11 protein-coding genes and 1 riboswitch are annotated in these 14,883 nt (G+C 28.3%); of the genes, 1 reads left to right on the top strand and 10 read right to left on the bottom strand.

Annotated features, from left to right (window positions below):
• Positions 1 to 51 precede the first annotated feature (51 nt).
• Positions 52 to 504, top strand: coding sequence for a hypothetical protein (locus CLTEP_RS09115; RefSeq protein ID WP_066825770.1), 453 nt, complete (start codon positions 52 to 54; stop codon positions 502 to 504).
• A gap of 88 nt (positions 505 to 592) precedes the next feature.
• Here the strand turns inward: CLTEP_RS09115 and CLTEP_RS09110 are convergent, their stop codons facing one another.
• The 10 genes from CLTEP_RS09110 to CLTEP_RS09065 form a co-directional block, all read right to left on the bottom strand.
• Entirely contained in the window at positions 593 to 1,219 is a 627-nt protein-coding gene (locus tag CLTEP_RS09110) for a ribonuclease H1 domain-containing protein (protein WP_066825767.1), read from the bottom strand.
• Between the two features lie 109 nt (positions 1,220 to 1,328).
• Complete coding sequence (locus tag CLTEP_RS09105) at positions 1,329 to 4,862, bottom strand: SbcC/MukB-like Walker B domain-containing protein (RefSeq protein ID WP_066825765.1); 3,534 nt, start codon at positions 4,860 to 4,862, stop codon at positions 1,329 to 1,331.
• Positions 4,862 to 6,073 carry an exonuclease SbcCD subunit D gene (locus CLTEP_RS09100; RefSeq protein WP_066825763.1) on the bottom strand — a complete coding sequence of 404 codons (1,212 nt, stop codon included), beginning with the start codon at positions 6,071 to 6,073 and terminating at the stop codon, positions 4,862 to 4,864. The genes CLTEP_RS09105 and CLTEP_RS09100 overlap by 1 nt, the downstream gene beginning before the upstream one ends.
• A gap of 225 nt (positions 6,074 to 6,298) precedes the next feature.
• The gene (locus tag CLTEP_RS09095; protein WP_066825761.1) at positions 6,299 to 6,655 is read right to left on the bottom strand and encodes a C-GCAxxG-C-C family (seleno)protein; all 357 of its coding nucleotides are present in this window, start codon (positions 6,653 to 6,655) and stop codon (positions 6,299 to 6,301) included.
• 335 nt (positions 6,656 to 6,990) lie between these two features.
• A complete protein-coding gene (locus CLTEP_RS09090; protein WP_066825758.1) occupies positions 6,991 to 8,724 on the bottom strand; it encodes a methyl-accepting chemotaxis protein in 1,734 nt (577 codons plus the stop codon).
• Positions 8,725 to 8,779: 55 nt separating this feature from the next.
• Positions 8,780 to 10,045 (bottom strand): putative bifunctional diguanylate cyclase/phosphodiesterase, encoded by a 1,266-nt coding sequence (locus CLTEP_RS09085; RefSeq protein ID WP_066825755.1) that lies wholly within the window; start codon positions 10,043 to 10,045, stop codon positions 8,780 to 8,782.
• Between the two features lie 165 nt (positions 10,046 to 10,210).
• Positions 10,211 to 10,312, bottom strand: a riboswitch (cyclic di-GMP riboswitch).
• Positions 10,313 to 10,589: 277 nt separating this feature from the next.
• Positions 10,590 to 11,609, bottom strand: a complete 1,020-nt coding sequence (locus CLTEP_RS09080; protein WP_066825752.1) for a hypothetical protein — start codon at positions 11,607 to 11,609, stop codon at positions 10,590 to 10,592.
• 35 nt (positions 11,610 to 11,644) lie between these two features.
• On the bottom strand, positions 11,645 to 12,331 hold the full coding sequence (locus CLTEP_RS09075) for an early set domain-containing protein (protein WP_066825749.1): 687 nt from the start codon (positions 12,329 to 12,331) through the stop codon (positions 11,645 to 11,647).
• Between the two features lie 436 nt (positions 12,332 to 12,767).
• Positions 12,768 to 13,730, bottom strand: a complete 963-nt coding sequence (locus CLTEP_RS09070) for a peptidylprolyl isomerase (RefSeq protein ID WP_161938365.1) — start codon at positions 13,728 to 13,730, stop codon at positions 12,768 to 12,770.
• A gap of 275 nt (positions 13,731 to 14,005) precedes the next feature.
• Positions 14,006 to 14,883, bottom strand: an 878-nt coding sequence (locus CLTEP_RS09065; RefSeq protein WP_153016310.1) for an IS200/IS605 family accessory protein TnpB-related protein, incomplete at its 5' end; no start/stop codon positions are given.

Here is a 14,883-nt window from a genome sequence, read left to right as displayed (position 1 = left end):
ATAACTTTATAAGTATAACTGATTAAACATATCACACAAAGGAGGAAAATTATGAAAAAAAGACTATTTTCAGCATTATTAACTATTTCATTACTATTAGGAGTTGGACAAGTTTATGCAACAACAGTACTAGATACTAACATTATTGATTTGATTTCAAAAAGCTTTATTTCAATTAAGGCACATTATGATGATGCCACTAAAAATGACCTTAATAATCTAGATAATGCATACAAAAAGAAAATAAGTAACTATATTAAATATAAGGTAAATAAATCATTTAGTGATATTGAAAAATATAAAAGTTCTGAAATTTCAAGAGCCAACAAAGAATTAGAAAAATATTATGAAAACTTAAAAAATGCTATAGATAGTGAAATTGATTCTAATACACAAAAAACAAAGAATTCTATTACTACTGAAGTAAACAACAGCATAGAATCAATTAAAAATGATATCAATAATTCATTATCAACTGCATTAAAACAGAACCTAAAAAAGTAAAGTATTAGACTTTCCCCCTATTGCTTGTACAATATAAGCAATAGGGGGAAAGTCTTTAAAATACACAAAAATATTTACAGGCTTATGTTTACATACCCAATGATTCCTTTGCCAATTTATCAGCTTCTTCATTATATTTATCTCCTGAATGAGCCTTTACCTTAACAAATTGAATATTTACTTTTTTACTAACTTCATCATAAAAATCTCTGTATTTTTTAGTACCTTCTTTTCTAGCACTCCATGCCCTTATACACCATTTTTCTATCCCCTCATAATCGTAATATATTATGAGTCTGTTAACATTATTATCCACAGCGTATTGCATTGCTTTTTCTGCACCTTTTATTTCTCCTGCAACATTTCTCATATCTATCAAGCTCTCATCAGTTCCTCTTATACTGAATGTTTTCTCCTCACCATTAAAAAGAATTACAATACCCGAACCAAACTGCCTTATACTATCATCATAGCTTCCATCAACATATGCTATCATTGTATCATTATACGTCATTATTGTGCTATTGCTATTGTCTTCTTCTTTTTCACATAATAGTTCATTAGAATAGTTCAAATACTCTCCTGCTTCATCGAAAGTTTTAAAACTCTTGTATTCTGCTCCAGAATATCCTTTAACTTGTTGTTCACATTCCTTCCAAGAATTAAAAATTCCCGTTCTTCTTCCTTCTCTAACTGCATATACTTTACTTGCCATATATTATATCCTTTCAAAATTTGGTACTTAAATTTGACACCATTATAACACTATTATTATCAGTAGTAAATAGTTCCTATTGATATTAATGGAATATACCAAAAATACCTTAGCTATATTCCAATTTGACCTTACTTCCATGTTCACCAGGTTCAGCAGGAGTAACTATCAACTTAACTGGGACTCTGTTTTTTAATTCTTCAACATGGCTTATTATTCCTACTGATAACTTATCTGTGTGAAGTTTTTCAAGAGAAGTCATAACAACTTCTAACAGATCACTATCCAAACTTCCAAATCCTTCATCTAAAAAGAAAAACTCTAACGGTGCACTACCTTTTAGCTGAATCTGTGATGAAAGTGCTAATGCCAACGCCAGCGATGTTAAAAAAGTCTCTCCACCTGATAATGAACTGATTTCTCTTACTACACCACCGTTCTTATCATCCCTTATTGTAAAATTACCTTCTCCATCAATTTCAAGAGCATACCTGTTATTTGTTATATCTTTTAACCTTTTCGATGCTTCACGAGCAATATATTTAAGCCTATTCATAGCAACAAATTCAACAAATCTATTTCCCTGCACTAATTTATCTAAATCATTCAACAAACTCAATCTGTGTTCTATTTCTCTTTCCCTCTTTTTTAATTCCTTAAACTTTTTTAAGTCTTCTTTCATATCATCAACAACTTTTTGTTTTGTAGCTATTTCCTTTATTTTAATATTTAGCAATTGTTCGACTTCTAATTTTCTATTTTTAATATCATTCCATTCATGTTCTTCTATTTTTTCATTACCTAGCTTTTTCTGAATTCTACATATATTGCTTTTGACATTTTTACAGTTATCTTCGAAATACTTTATCTCTGTATCAAACTTTTTTAATTCACTTTCTGAAATGATATTGTTTAGTACTTCTTCTTTACTATTAAAGTTTTTCTCTTTCATTAATGCATTTAAATTATTCAATTGTTCTGATTGCAAATTCATAAGCATTTTTATCTGCTGACCTCTGCTCAAAACATTTTCTGAAATATTCTTTTGGTTTTCCTTAGTCAGTTCAAACTGCTCTTTCATTTCTTCATTTAATTTATTTATATTTTTTATATCTCTCCTTATAGTTTCTAAATATTCTATGGCATCTTTTCCATCTGTCAACTTTAATACTTGTTCTTTTAATCCATTTATATTTTCACCTTTTTCTTTACCAATTTCAATAACCTTTGTCATTTCAATTCTTAAATCTGTTATATATTTATTTAATTTTTCTTTAGTAGCTTTACTTTCTTCAATATTTTTTCTTACGCTAATCTGAAGCTTTTGAAGTTTATTGCTTTCCTTCTCAAATTTTTTAATTTCATCTATCTTAGATTTTACATTGTCCAGTCCTAGTTCTTCCTTAAAAGCAAAATACTCCTTTGAAATCTCGTCAATTTTATCATTTATTTTACCTAAATCTATATTTAACTCACTTATTGATTTACATTCATTTTTTAATCTTTCACTAATTTGGACAACTTCAGTATCAATTTTACTTTTATTGTCTTTTTCTTTTGATAAGTATTTATATAATTTTTCTTTTTGTATACTGTAATCATTTAGCTTAATTTTAAAATTATTAAGTTCCTTTTCAGCTTTATCATACTCTAATGTTAATTTTTCTATGTTAATCCCTTTTAATTCCTCGTTTAGCAAATATAATTCATTTTTTAAGTGTTCCTCTTCTTTTTCATAAGCTGCAAATTTCTTTTCTAGTTCTCTTAAACCTTTATCTAATTCTCTAATTTCTTTTTCTAATTTCTTTTTTAATTTTTTTTCTTCCTCTAGATCGTAAATATCTATATCGTGTGCCAAATTAATATGATGAGTCGAACCACATACCGGACAAGGTTCCCCTTGCTTAAGCTTAGCTGCTAAAATGGATGCTCTATTACTATCTTCTATTTCTTCTATTTTTCTTTCAGATATTTCTATAAGCTCTTTGTTATAATTAATTTTTTGATTAATTTCAATCAATTCTTTTTCAATACTTGCTTTAGATAAAATCGTTATATCTAATTTTCCCTGTACTTCTTCTCTTTTTTTGTCATTTTTTATTGCTTTATGCAATGTTTCTTTTAAATCATTTAGGGAATTTTGCTTTTCGAGCAACATATTATTATCACCCGGGAAATTATTCTCTAAATCTCTACATTTATTTTCAATACTCAACACATTATCATTTTGTTCTTTTTGTTGTTCCAGTATTTTAGTATATTTCATTTGCAATTCTCTTACACGCTCTTGTTTTGCATTTATATTACTTTCTATTTTTTCCTTTTCTACCTTTAACTCATTATACTTATTTTCTTTTTCATATGCCATTTGAACTTTTTCTTTAAATTCTGGATCTATTTCTATTTGTTGAAGTCTTGTTGTTATTTCTTCCTCTTTTTTCGTATACTTTTTAATATTATCCCCTATTTTTTCTAATTTAATCTCATTCTCACCAATATCCTTTTTAATTGAGTTATATTTTTCCAAAAGTTGATTCCTATCATGCTCTAATTTACTTACTTTATCATTTATTTCAATTGCTTGATTTAGCTCTGACTCCTTTTTGACAAGCATAGGTATCTTTTCATCTTTATCCTTTTGTACTTCACGATACTTGTCTTCTACTTCTTTAAGTTTTTTGTCAATTTTTTTCAATTTAATACATAAATTATCTAACTCTTTCTGATTTATTTCAATTTTGTTCTTTGTATCATTTAAAGCATCAATAAATGGTTTTATCTCAAGTGCTTTCTTTGCTTTTTCTACTATATCTTTTTTATTATTTATATAATTAATTTTACTATCTAATTTTTGTTGCTCACTTTCAAATATTTTTAGCTCATTTTGAAGTTCCCAAATTCTATTATATTTATCATATTTTACATACAAATATTCTTTCTCTTTTCTTAATTCTTTTTCATAATTTATCAAATCATTAAGTTCTATTACTTTTTCTTTATAATCATCTTCCGAAAATCCCTCATATTTTTTTAATTCACCCTCTAAAATATTTTTATTAGCTGTTTCTCCATTTCTGGCACTTCTTATTTTTTCTCCCAATCTCTTGCCATACTTTTCAAGAGCAAAAATTCTTTCAAGCATATTCCTTCTTTCTTTGCCTTTAAGCTTTAAAAATTCACTAAATTTACCTTGAGGAAGAACAACTGAACGTGTAAAATCGTCTATAGTAAGTCCTATCAATTTTTCAACAGTTCCTTTAACTTCTGTTGATTTTTCTGCGATTATTTTACATTCACCATTTCTACATTTTTCTATAATTCTTGCATATGCTGTCTTATACGCTCCATGCTTATCTTTTCTTATACTTCTCTCTACAACATACCTATTTCTTTCTCTACCCTGTGCTATTTCAAATTCATAGCTTAATGTAAGCCTATCACAATTGGTATTAATATAATCTGTACTCTCTCTGGGTATTTTCCCATACAAAGCAATTATTATTGCATCAAGTATAGTAGACTTTCCACTTCCCGTATGTCCAAATATACCAAACAATCCTTTTCCAGTTAGCTTTTCAAAATCAATTATTTGTTCTTCTATAAAACTGTTAAGACCTTTTATTTTAAGCATTACAGGTTTCACTATTCCTCGCCTCCTTCCTCTTTAATTATGTTTAAGAACAAATCCATTAATTCTTCACTAGGTTCAACTTCTCTTTGTTTTTTGTAAAATTCTCTAAAAAGTTCTGACATGCTTTTCTCTTTTATATCATAATACTCTTCATATTCATCATCATTTCCCGTTATTATAGGCTTTATCTCCAATATATCCTTTTTCAATCTTTTCATTATTTTCATTTCTTCTTGAGTAATATATTTATCTGTCTTAATCTCTATATATACCCACATATTTTTATCTGAGTTTTGTTTACACTTTTCTATTGCTTGTTCTACATTCTCGCATTTCCAAACTTCTATTGGTTTGTAATTTTTAAAAAATATTTTGCTGATTTCTGGTTCATGTCCAGCTTTAATATCCACAATATAGCAGCATTTACTATAACCTATTTCACTCTTGCTATATTGAAGAGGTGACCCTGAATAAACAATTCTTGTACCTTTATTCTTGATTTCCTGTGGCCTATGTAGATGCCCCAATGCAATATATTGTGCTTTTAAAGGAAGATCTGAGGATTTAACAGCAAGACTTCCTCCTAATTGTATATTTCGTTCCGAAGAAGATTCCTCTCCACCTATGACAAACAGATGTGATACAGCAATATTGATAGTATCATCTCTAAATTTTTCTGAAAGCCTTGTAAACAATTCACCTAATTTTTCACTATATGCTTTTTGTCTGTCGTCATCTTCAATACTATCATAAATTACTTCATTTAATCTTTTCTCACTTGGATAAGGCATAGTTATAATAACAGCTTTTTCTCCATTTATATCGACTTCTAAGTATCCTTCTCCTGCATCAACAACTCTATGAATACCACATTCGCCTATTTCTATGCAACTCTTTGGTTTTGATAAAAACAAAATCCCCTGCTCATATGCAAGAGGACTCGCTGCTACTAATCTGTCTGGATTATCATGATTTCCTGCAATAATCAAAACTATCCTTTTACCATTATTAGATATTTGTTTTAAAGCCTTATAAAACATTCTTTCAGCCCTTGCAGGTGGATTGCTACTATCATAAATATCACCTGCAATTATAACCATATCGATACTATTTTCTTCAACAATACTAACAAAATCTTCTAAAAATGCTTCCTGCTCTTCCATACGGCTCTCACCCTCTAAATTCTTTCCGAGATGCCAATCTGCAGTATGCAAAATTTTCATATATAGCCCCTCTTTCAATTTAATATATACTTATCAAGTTATAAAATCTGTATTTTTATCTAGAGAATTATACGATTTTAAAAGCTTTGCAAGTATAACTTATACCTACATGAAAACCCTAACAAAATGGAGTACAGTTCAACTTTTAATTTAATATGTTCTATACATACATTCTATAATAACAGAACTCACTATTATAGGTATCGTCTTTTAATTTAATATATTCTATACATACTCTTGTAAAACATCATAAGTATACTTTATTATCTCACTACAAGATACCCCTTTTTTCTTTAATTCTAAACATTCATATGTACCATATTCCTCTTTTACTCTGCTCATTATTTCTCTAGCAGCTCTTCTCGATTCATTAACCTCTTCTAATGTCTCTCTTCCTTTTATTGCCCCTAAAACCATAAGTGCTCCTGTAACTGCACCACAAGTGCTGCAAACAGACATACCCGTACCAAAAGGACTTGCAATCGAAATTGGAATATTTAATTTTTTTTCTTCATTCATTGCCTTTACCATAGATTCTGCACAATTAAATCCTTCTTTATGAAATTTTAACACTTTAGTCATTCTCATTCTCCTTCGTTCATATTATAATTTTAATTTATCTTAGATGTAAATTCAATTTTTATATTCCATCCCAAAAGTGAACTCATTTTGCTAAAGCAAAACATCGGGACTTCAGGTGGAGACTCTACTCCACCTGAAGCAAAAAGCTTCAATCTCCCACTTATAGAAGTGGAAGTCTTGTAGAATCAATAAACACCCAAATCAAAGATTTTGGATGTTTATTTTAAATAACAACATGCAAGTATATAATACATATTTGTTTCATTATTGTCAAATGCCAATAATACAAGCTTTACTATACTTTGATGTTGTGTACTTTATTATTTTATAATTTATTATACCTTGAATTTTCTAACAATATCCATTAATTCTTCTGCAACATCACTCAATTTTTGAGCCATAGATGAAACAGAATCAGTAGATGATGTTAATTCCTCCGATGATGCAGCAACTTCTTCTGCTGCAGCCGAATTTTCTTCTGTCACAGAACTAACCTCCTCAACTCTTCTTAACACTTTATCTTTCGAATTAACAATTTCATCCATTCCATTATAAGTTCTTTCCATCAATGGAGCAATGTTTTGTACTGATATTAATATATCTCCAAATGAATTAACTGTTTTTTCAATTGACTCCGATTGCTCTGCTATAAAATTCTCAACATCTTTAGCAGTACTTATTACCTCATCTGTATCACTGTTTATTGAAGATACAAGTTTTACTATTTCATCTGTTGATTTTCTTGATTCTTCTGCAAGTTTTCGTATTTCATCAGCTACTACTGCAAATCCTTTACCAGTTTCTCCGGCTCTAGCTGCTTCTATTGCAGCATTCAATGCTAATAAATTCGTCTGATCCGCTATACCTGAAATTATATCAGTAAATCCACTAATTGTTCTCACTGATTTCGTTAAATTGCTCACCTTATCAACAACTATTTCAAATGCATTCTTAATTTCATTTATCGACTTGATAAGATTATCCATTTCTCTTTTTCCAATATTAGCTTTATCGCTTGTGTTTTCAGTCTCATTCTTCACTCTTTGTAATTCTAAATAAACATTTTCAATACTATCAGTTAACTGAGATATGATTTTAGCTATATCATTCAAATCTTGAGTTTGAGAAACAGCCCCATTTGATACCTGTTGCATTGTATTGGAAAGCTCATTAGATGATGATGCCATTTGTTGAGACATTGCACTAAGATTTTGAGAACTTGCCACTAAATTTTCTGAATTATCTTTGACACCTGCTAAAACATATTTCATATTGTGTACTACTGCTGCCAATTCTCTATTCATATCAGAGAATTCATTTTTACCACTTTCATCTAATTCTATACTAAAATCATATTTTGCTAATTTCAGTAATGCATCATGTAATTTTTTCATTGAACCTTTAATCAATTTTATTAACATAAGTGAAAATATCGTAAATAATATAATAAATCCTAGAAATATCATATAAAAACTTGTAATAGAACTCTTATATTCCTTATTTGATTTCTCAATCACTTCAGATGCTATTTTTTCATTTAACTTAACCAATGAGCTTATACTATTTTGTGCCGCATCCGCATACATTGTTAATTCTTTAGACTCTTCTTCGCTTATTATCGTCCCCCTTATAATTTTCCTAATAAATGTTTCAACTCTATCTAAATATCTCTTATAATTTTGTTCTACATCGTTGAAGAGTTTTCTTTGTTCTTCTGTCATATTTGAATTCTTATACTTATGAAACAATTTAAAAACATTTTCTTTTTTATATTCCACTATAGCTACAGCTTTCTCATCATACTGATTTAAATAAGTAATCTTCGCCATTTGAAGTCTTATAGAATAAAATTCTGTCTCTAATTTTTTAATATCAAGAGAAGTCATCATCGTATCATTATATAAACTCTCCATATTCTCGTTATTCTGCTTCATACCTTTAATAGCTATAGCTGATACAACCATTATAGAGACAAATGCAATAATTGATAACACTGCCAGCAAATGAGTAATTTTTATATTTTTTAACATATTCTTTCCCTCATTAATTTTTAAATCTTTACTTTTCATAAATTTTCCTCCCTTCATAAGTTATGCAATCATTTTTAACCTACCTAATAAGCCTTTAATCTAAAAAATCAATAATCTCCTTTCCATTCATCGGTTTTCCTATGTAAAAACCTTGTATTTTATCACAACCTAATTCTATTAATTTATCAAACTGCTCTTCTTTTTCAACTCCTTCTGCTACAACAGTATATCCAAGTTCATGTGCTGTAGCTATTGCCGATTTAACCAAAACCTGTTCTTTTTTATCATCTTTTAAATTATCAATAAAACATTTATCTATTTTTATTTCTGATATCGGAAAAACAGCCATATTCTTATTTGACGAATATCCTGTTCCAAAATCATCTAAAGAAATAATTGCCCCCAGTTCAACTAACTCTTGTAAATCTTTTATATTTTCTTTTTTTGATTCAAGCATTTGTGTTTCTGTTATCTCAAATTTAACCTGATTAAATTCAATACCTTTATTCTTAAAAATTCTTTTAATATTTCTCAAAAGTTTTTTATCTTCAAATTGATTTGGTGAAACATTGATTGCAACCTTTATTTGTATATTTTGTTTATTCCACTCTCTTATCTGTTCACACACCTTATTAATTACCCAGTACCCAATCTCTCTTATGAAACCAATTTCTTCAGCAATTGGAATAAATTCTGATGGTGAAACACCCTTTAATTCTTTACTTTGCCACCTTATGAGTGCTTCAACTTCTGTAATCCTTTTTTCTTTTAAATCTAAAATAGGCTGATATAATAAATATAATTCATCTCTAACAACTGATTTTTTAATTTCATTTATAATAGCCGCCTTACGCAAGACTTTTTCCTCAATTTTCTTATTAAAATATTTATATTGTCCTTTTCCTTTTAGTTTTGCTTCATGAAGTGCGACTTCAGCTTTTCTTAAAGCATCAACAATACTATCCCCCTCTTCTGTTACATAAATACCCATGCTTACAGAACAAACAATCTCCTTATCATCAATTATTAAAATCTCCTTTAGTTTTTTCTGTAATAACTTTATTTTATTATTAATTATCTTTAAATTGATTTTAGGCATAGCAATTAAAAATTGGTTTGAATCACAAATAAAAACATTTCTATTCTCACCAACCAAATTATTTAATCTATTACTAAATTCTCTCAAAAATCTATCACTATATTTATATCCATAGATATTATTCATATACTGAAAATCATCAATATCCAATAATACTATAACAAATTCATCAATCTTACTCTCAAAAAATCTCAAAAAATATCGTCTATTAGATAATCTCGTTGTATAATCATAATAATTTAGCTTTTCCCTACATTCCATTTTGTCACCCCCGTTCCTTATTTCATACTATATCAGGCATTTAAAAAGAAAATAAAAACTCAAATATACACTATTTATTTTTTAATACCTCAAGTAATAAAAAACAAAACACTTCTATATTTCCTTTAAAAATACAGAAGTGCTTTAATGCTTTTTTTAACCACTTTCTGCAACCGGCTACCATAAAGAACTTGTCTACCAATACTTGTTCTCATTAGGTCCTTGGCTTTGCGTCCTTATTTTTCAATAAGTTTGCCTTTTAAGAAAATATATAGTTTCTTAAACATTTATATTCATTTGTGCGCAAATCTATCTTTGTATAAATTTCTACATAATTTTCACAACTTTTCTTTATCAATATAATATCATAAAGAAATCAAAAAAAATGTTATTTCTTGTCGAAATAACATTTTTTTTAAATTTTTTTTCACAAGAGATATGCAAAATATCCCTTTTAATCAAAAAGTATAAAAACAGAAAAGAAACAAAAACTTCAATCTCACACTTAATAGCAACAAAAGTCTTATAAAATCAATCAATCATTTTAAGCATATACAGGTGTACTATCATCATTTTTATAATTGTTATAAGCGTCCTCAATTTCATCTATTCCTTGAGCAACAACTTTTTTAATCCTTTCTGACGGTTCTTCTAGTTTATCCGCTATGTCTATACTAGCGGCCTTAATTTCACTAGCTACAGTTTTTGCAGTAGAAATTACTTGCTCACTAACCGATATTGTAGCATTTTTAATTATATTAATATCATACATACATTCACTTGCACTCTTTACTGTTTTTTGATAATCTTTCTCGATATCTTTATATGCTATAGATACATTACTTACTATCGATTTTGCAGGCTCTTTTATAGAATTTATACAATTTTTTATAGAAAGTACAGTTTCTACTCCCTTGTTTATAATTCCTTTAGTCGGATCATGCACTATAGAATTTATATTCATTCCGGTTTGAGCACATGATGCCACTATTTCTGCAACATCTCCACTTATAGAAACTCCTGTTCTTGTCGCTGTACTAAATATAGATGTGACAGAGTCTCTAACCTCCTTAGCTGATTGTTCTAAATCCGAGGCTGTAGTTGTCAATTGTTTCACAGTACTTGCTACCTTTGAAGCAGTTTTACTTATTTTTTTAGCCACTGATTCTGAAACTGTCTTTATCGTTCGGCTTACTGGTTCTATAGTATCTTTAACGATTTTCGAAACTGAACTAACAGTATTTATGACGCTTTTGCTTATAGATACTGCTGTCTTTGCAAATTTATTTACATTACTTAATGCAAAAGAAAATGATTTGAATGCAGATTTAAAGAAACCTCCTATAGAACTTTTAGTTGTATTAGTATTCTCACTTACTTTTTTCTTTGAAGTACTAATATTCTCAGCAACTGATGTTTTATAATTATTTTTAACTTCTTTCACATCATTACTACCATTAGCAACTACATTTGTTTTTATGTTCCTATTATTTACTTTATTGTTTCCTCCTTCGTACAAATTAATATTATTAGCATTAGCTACACTAATTTTGTTAGTATACATATTCTTCACTCCTCTTATTTAAAATTAATATTATATTAATATAATATTTTACCTTTTGATGAATAAGCATTTGCTTCTGATAAATTAAACTGATCCTCTAAAATAAACTCTCCATCTATAAATAATTTTATCTTCCAAGTTCCATAAGGATACTTTTGTGTGTTGTTTTTTAAATCCATCCAAAACCACATCCTTATCGGTTTATCTTCTTCGCTAGGTTTAAATAAATTGTTATCCGTTGTTTGAAACAACTCCCCTTTTGGAGTATACCATGCCACTGTTACTGTATGTAGCCCAGTTACGTTAGTAAAATCAAACCTTGTAACTACTTTTTCATCTAAAAATATATTAAAATTCTTTTTATTAATAGCATTCAAATCATCATTGATAACAGAAGTAATATTATACTTATCTATGTGCACCGTATATTGCGCGTTGTTATAAAGTCTTTCATTCTTATCATTAATCATAATTGTTGACCAAAGTTCTTCATTTTCATCTGGCAAATATATATTCGCCATTGGGTCATTAAGTTTTAGATTACCGTTAATAAGAAATTTATATCTATGCTCCCCTGGTTCAATATCATAACTTAATTTCCAAGTATTATTATCTTTCACCATATTGCCCTTTTCAGGATTATAATCGTTAAAATCACCTATAACAGATATTGTGCTAATAGGCAAATATTCCTTTTCATCATATTCAAATAATATCTTCATATCTAAGCCTTCCTCCTATAATATCTGTAGATTTCTAATATACAAAATTTACTTATTTATATAATCGTTGTATATTTGCTATCCTTAATATATATTTTAAAAATTATTTTTATTTCAAAAAACTGGCTCATACTAAACGTTTTAATAAATTAAAACATCAAATTTCACTCTTTCATTTATATAAGTGAACTCATTTTACTAAGCAAAACGCTTTAATCTCCAATTTATAGAAGTTGGATCTTATAAAACCGATAAATCCGCTATAAAATTAGCAAATAATAAAAAAAATGTTATTTTGAATCAAAATAACATTTTTTGAATAAACATTTATTTTTTATACTTTTCTTTTGATATATAGTCTCATTGAATATACTAGATCAGACTTACTATTTCAAAATATTTTTTCTCTATCTAACTTACCCAAATCAATAAAACACTATTTTTTAATACTACTTTCTATCTTTTTTACAAAAGCATCATATTGATCTTTTATAATTTTATCATTAATAGTAAATCCATTATCATTTCTCATCTTTATTAATGCTTTACTAGATACCTTATTATCACTCTTAAGAATTTTTTCTGATAATGTTTTTACAATATTAGGACGCATCTCTTCTAAAGTTCCCTTTTTATCTTCATCAGTTTTTAAAATAATATGATATCCATAAACTGATTTAACCGGTTGTTTAGTATATTGATTTACTTTAAGAGCATATGCAGCTTTTTCGAATTCTGGTACCATCTGACCTTTTCCAAATGAACCCAAATCTCCTCCATTTATAGCAGAACCTTTATCAGCTGAATACTCTTTTGCCAACTTTGCAAAATCTTCTCCTTTATCTAATCGTGCTATCAAATCTTTTGCCTCTTTTAATGCTTTATTCCAATCATCTTTCGTATCTTTTGCTGGTTTAATCAAAATATGACTAGCTCTAATCTTAGGCTCATAATTATCATAATATTTTTTAATCTCTTCATCGGTTAAAACATTATCTTCAATATATTTTGTAATATATGCTCTCCTTTGAAGGCTAAGAAGTAACAAATTAAGATACTCTTGTTCATTGCTAATTCCACTAGATTTAAGAACATCTTTAAATGAATCCCCATAATATTTTTTTATTTCGTCAATTTTTTCTTTTGCTTCTTTTTTCATATCATCCGTTGCTGGTAAAATCTTGTTTAATATTTCAGCATCGGCTATCTCTAAGACAGCTGACATACCTGAAGTTTTCAACATTCTGTTAAATAGTTCATTATGTTCAATACTTCCTTGATTAAATTTAGCAATTACCCCATTGCTGATATCTTTTTTTGCTGTACCTGCTGTAGAACATCCTGATATCATTCCTGTTAAAAGAAGTGTACTCAGTAAAATACTCATTTTTTTTGACATTTTTATCATTTTTCGTTACCTGATTTCTAAAACCATACTAAATAGTAACATGCACTATCGTTAAGGTTTTTCACCTTACCGGACTAATAAGATGGTGGTATCACAGGATTCAACCACTAGGATAGCATTGCTAAATCTCGTCTTGCCACTATTGTTCAATTATCCCAATAGAGTCCTACAAGATTATGGGAGTTACCCATTCCTCAAAATATTTTAATCACCTAAGCTTTTCCTACTAGGTGTACTTAGGCAATACATCTATTTTTAAGTTACTTCTAACTTGCTATTCCTAATAATTTCTTCCTATTAATTAACCACAAATCAGGCTTTACACCTACCTTTCCTTTTATATTTTTATTTATTACAGTCCATTTTTTCCATTCATTATATGTATTAAATTCTTCTATATCATCAATAAACTTATCAACTAATATCTTTGGTACTCTTTCTTTAAATCCATAACTCCTTCTTGCTATGACCATTCCTGCACCATTATGAACTACCATTCCATATTGATGACAGTATTTATACAAACCTATCTTACTTGTAAATTGTGGCTTAACCTTGATTATCTCAATACCTTCACGTATACATGCTGATTCAAGCACAGTTAGTAACTTACTATATATAAATCCATGTTTAATTCTTGCAAATTTACTCCCTACATCTTTGTCGTTTTTAAATTTTAGATCTTCTATAGCAATACCACAACCATAAGTTTTAGCTATTAATACAATTTGTTTTGCAAGTTCACCACATAAATTTTCACGTCTATTACTCCTAGCATATAGTAACTCACTTTGTTTCAAATAAGTATGCCATTTATAGTTACCCTTATTATCAATCATGGTTAAAGCAAAACCATCTGGATTGGTATCTATACCTATTATTCCATTATGTCCTGTATAAAGTATTTCCGTTTTAGGAACATCAAAAGTAATATGACAATAATACTTACCATTTCTTTTTATCAATTCAACTTGGTATGCTTCTCCTGTTTCTAGATGGTTTAAAAATAGTTTTCTATAATCAATACCATTAACTTTACCTGTTTTCTTGGATAATTTATGTGGTAAATATATAGGAACTTGTATTTTAACTGCCCTATTATTCTTAGTTTTCTCTAATGTGGATATTTCTAGAAAACTCATAC

The organism is Clostridium tepidiprofundi DSM 19306 (assembly GCF_001594005.1).
GTDB lineage: Bacteria > Bacillota > Clostridia > Clostridiales > Clostridiaceae > Clostridium_AC > Clostridium_AC tepidiprofundi.
Note: the sequence above shows the minus strand (reverse complement) of the source record. Positions and strands in the feature narration are given on the sequence as shown.

Excerpts from the sequence above, each read along its gene's own strand:
- CLTEP_RS09115 (WP_066825770.1), top strand. The coding sequence starts at position 52 with ATGAAAAAAAGACTATTTTCAGCATTATTAACTATTTCATTACTATTA.
- CLTEP_RS09110 (WP_066825767.1), bottom strand. The coding sequence starts at position 1,219 with ATGGCAAGTAAAGTATATGCAGTTAGAGAAGGAAGAAGAACGGGAATT.
- CLTEP_RS09100 (WP_066825763.1), bottom strand. The coding sequence starts at position 6,073 with ATGAAAATTTTGCATACTGCAGATTGGCATCTCGGAAAGAATTTAGAG.
- CLTEP_RS09095 (WP_066825761.1), bottom strand. The coding sequence starts at position 6,655 with ATGACTAAAGTGTTAAAATTTCATAAAGAAGGATTTAATTGTGCAGAA.
- CLTEP_RS09090 (WP_066825758.1), bottom strand. The coding sequence starts at position 8,724 with ATGAAAAGTAAAGATTTAAAAATTAATGAGGGAAAGAATATGTTAAAA.
- CLTEP_RS09085 (WP_066825755.1), bottom strand. The coding sequence starts at position 10,045 with ATGGAATGTAGGGAAAAGCTAAATTATTATGATTATACAACGAGATTA.
- CLTEP_RS09080 (WP_066825752.1), bottom strand. The coding sequence starts at position 11,609 with ATGTATACTAACAAAATTAGTGTAGCTAATGCTAATAATATTAATTTG.
- CLTEP_RS09075 (WP_066825749.1), bottom strand. The coding sequence starts at position 12,331 with ATGAAGATATTATTTGAATATGATGAAAAGGAATATTTGCCTATTAGC.
- CLTEP_RS09070 (WP_161938365.1), bottom strand. The coding sequence starts at position 13,730 with ATGTCAAAAAAAATGAGTATTTTACTGAGTACACTTCTTTTAACAGGA.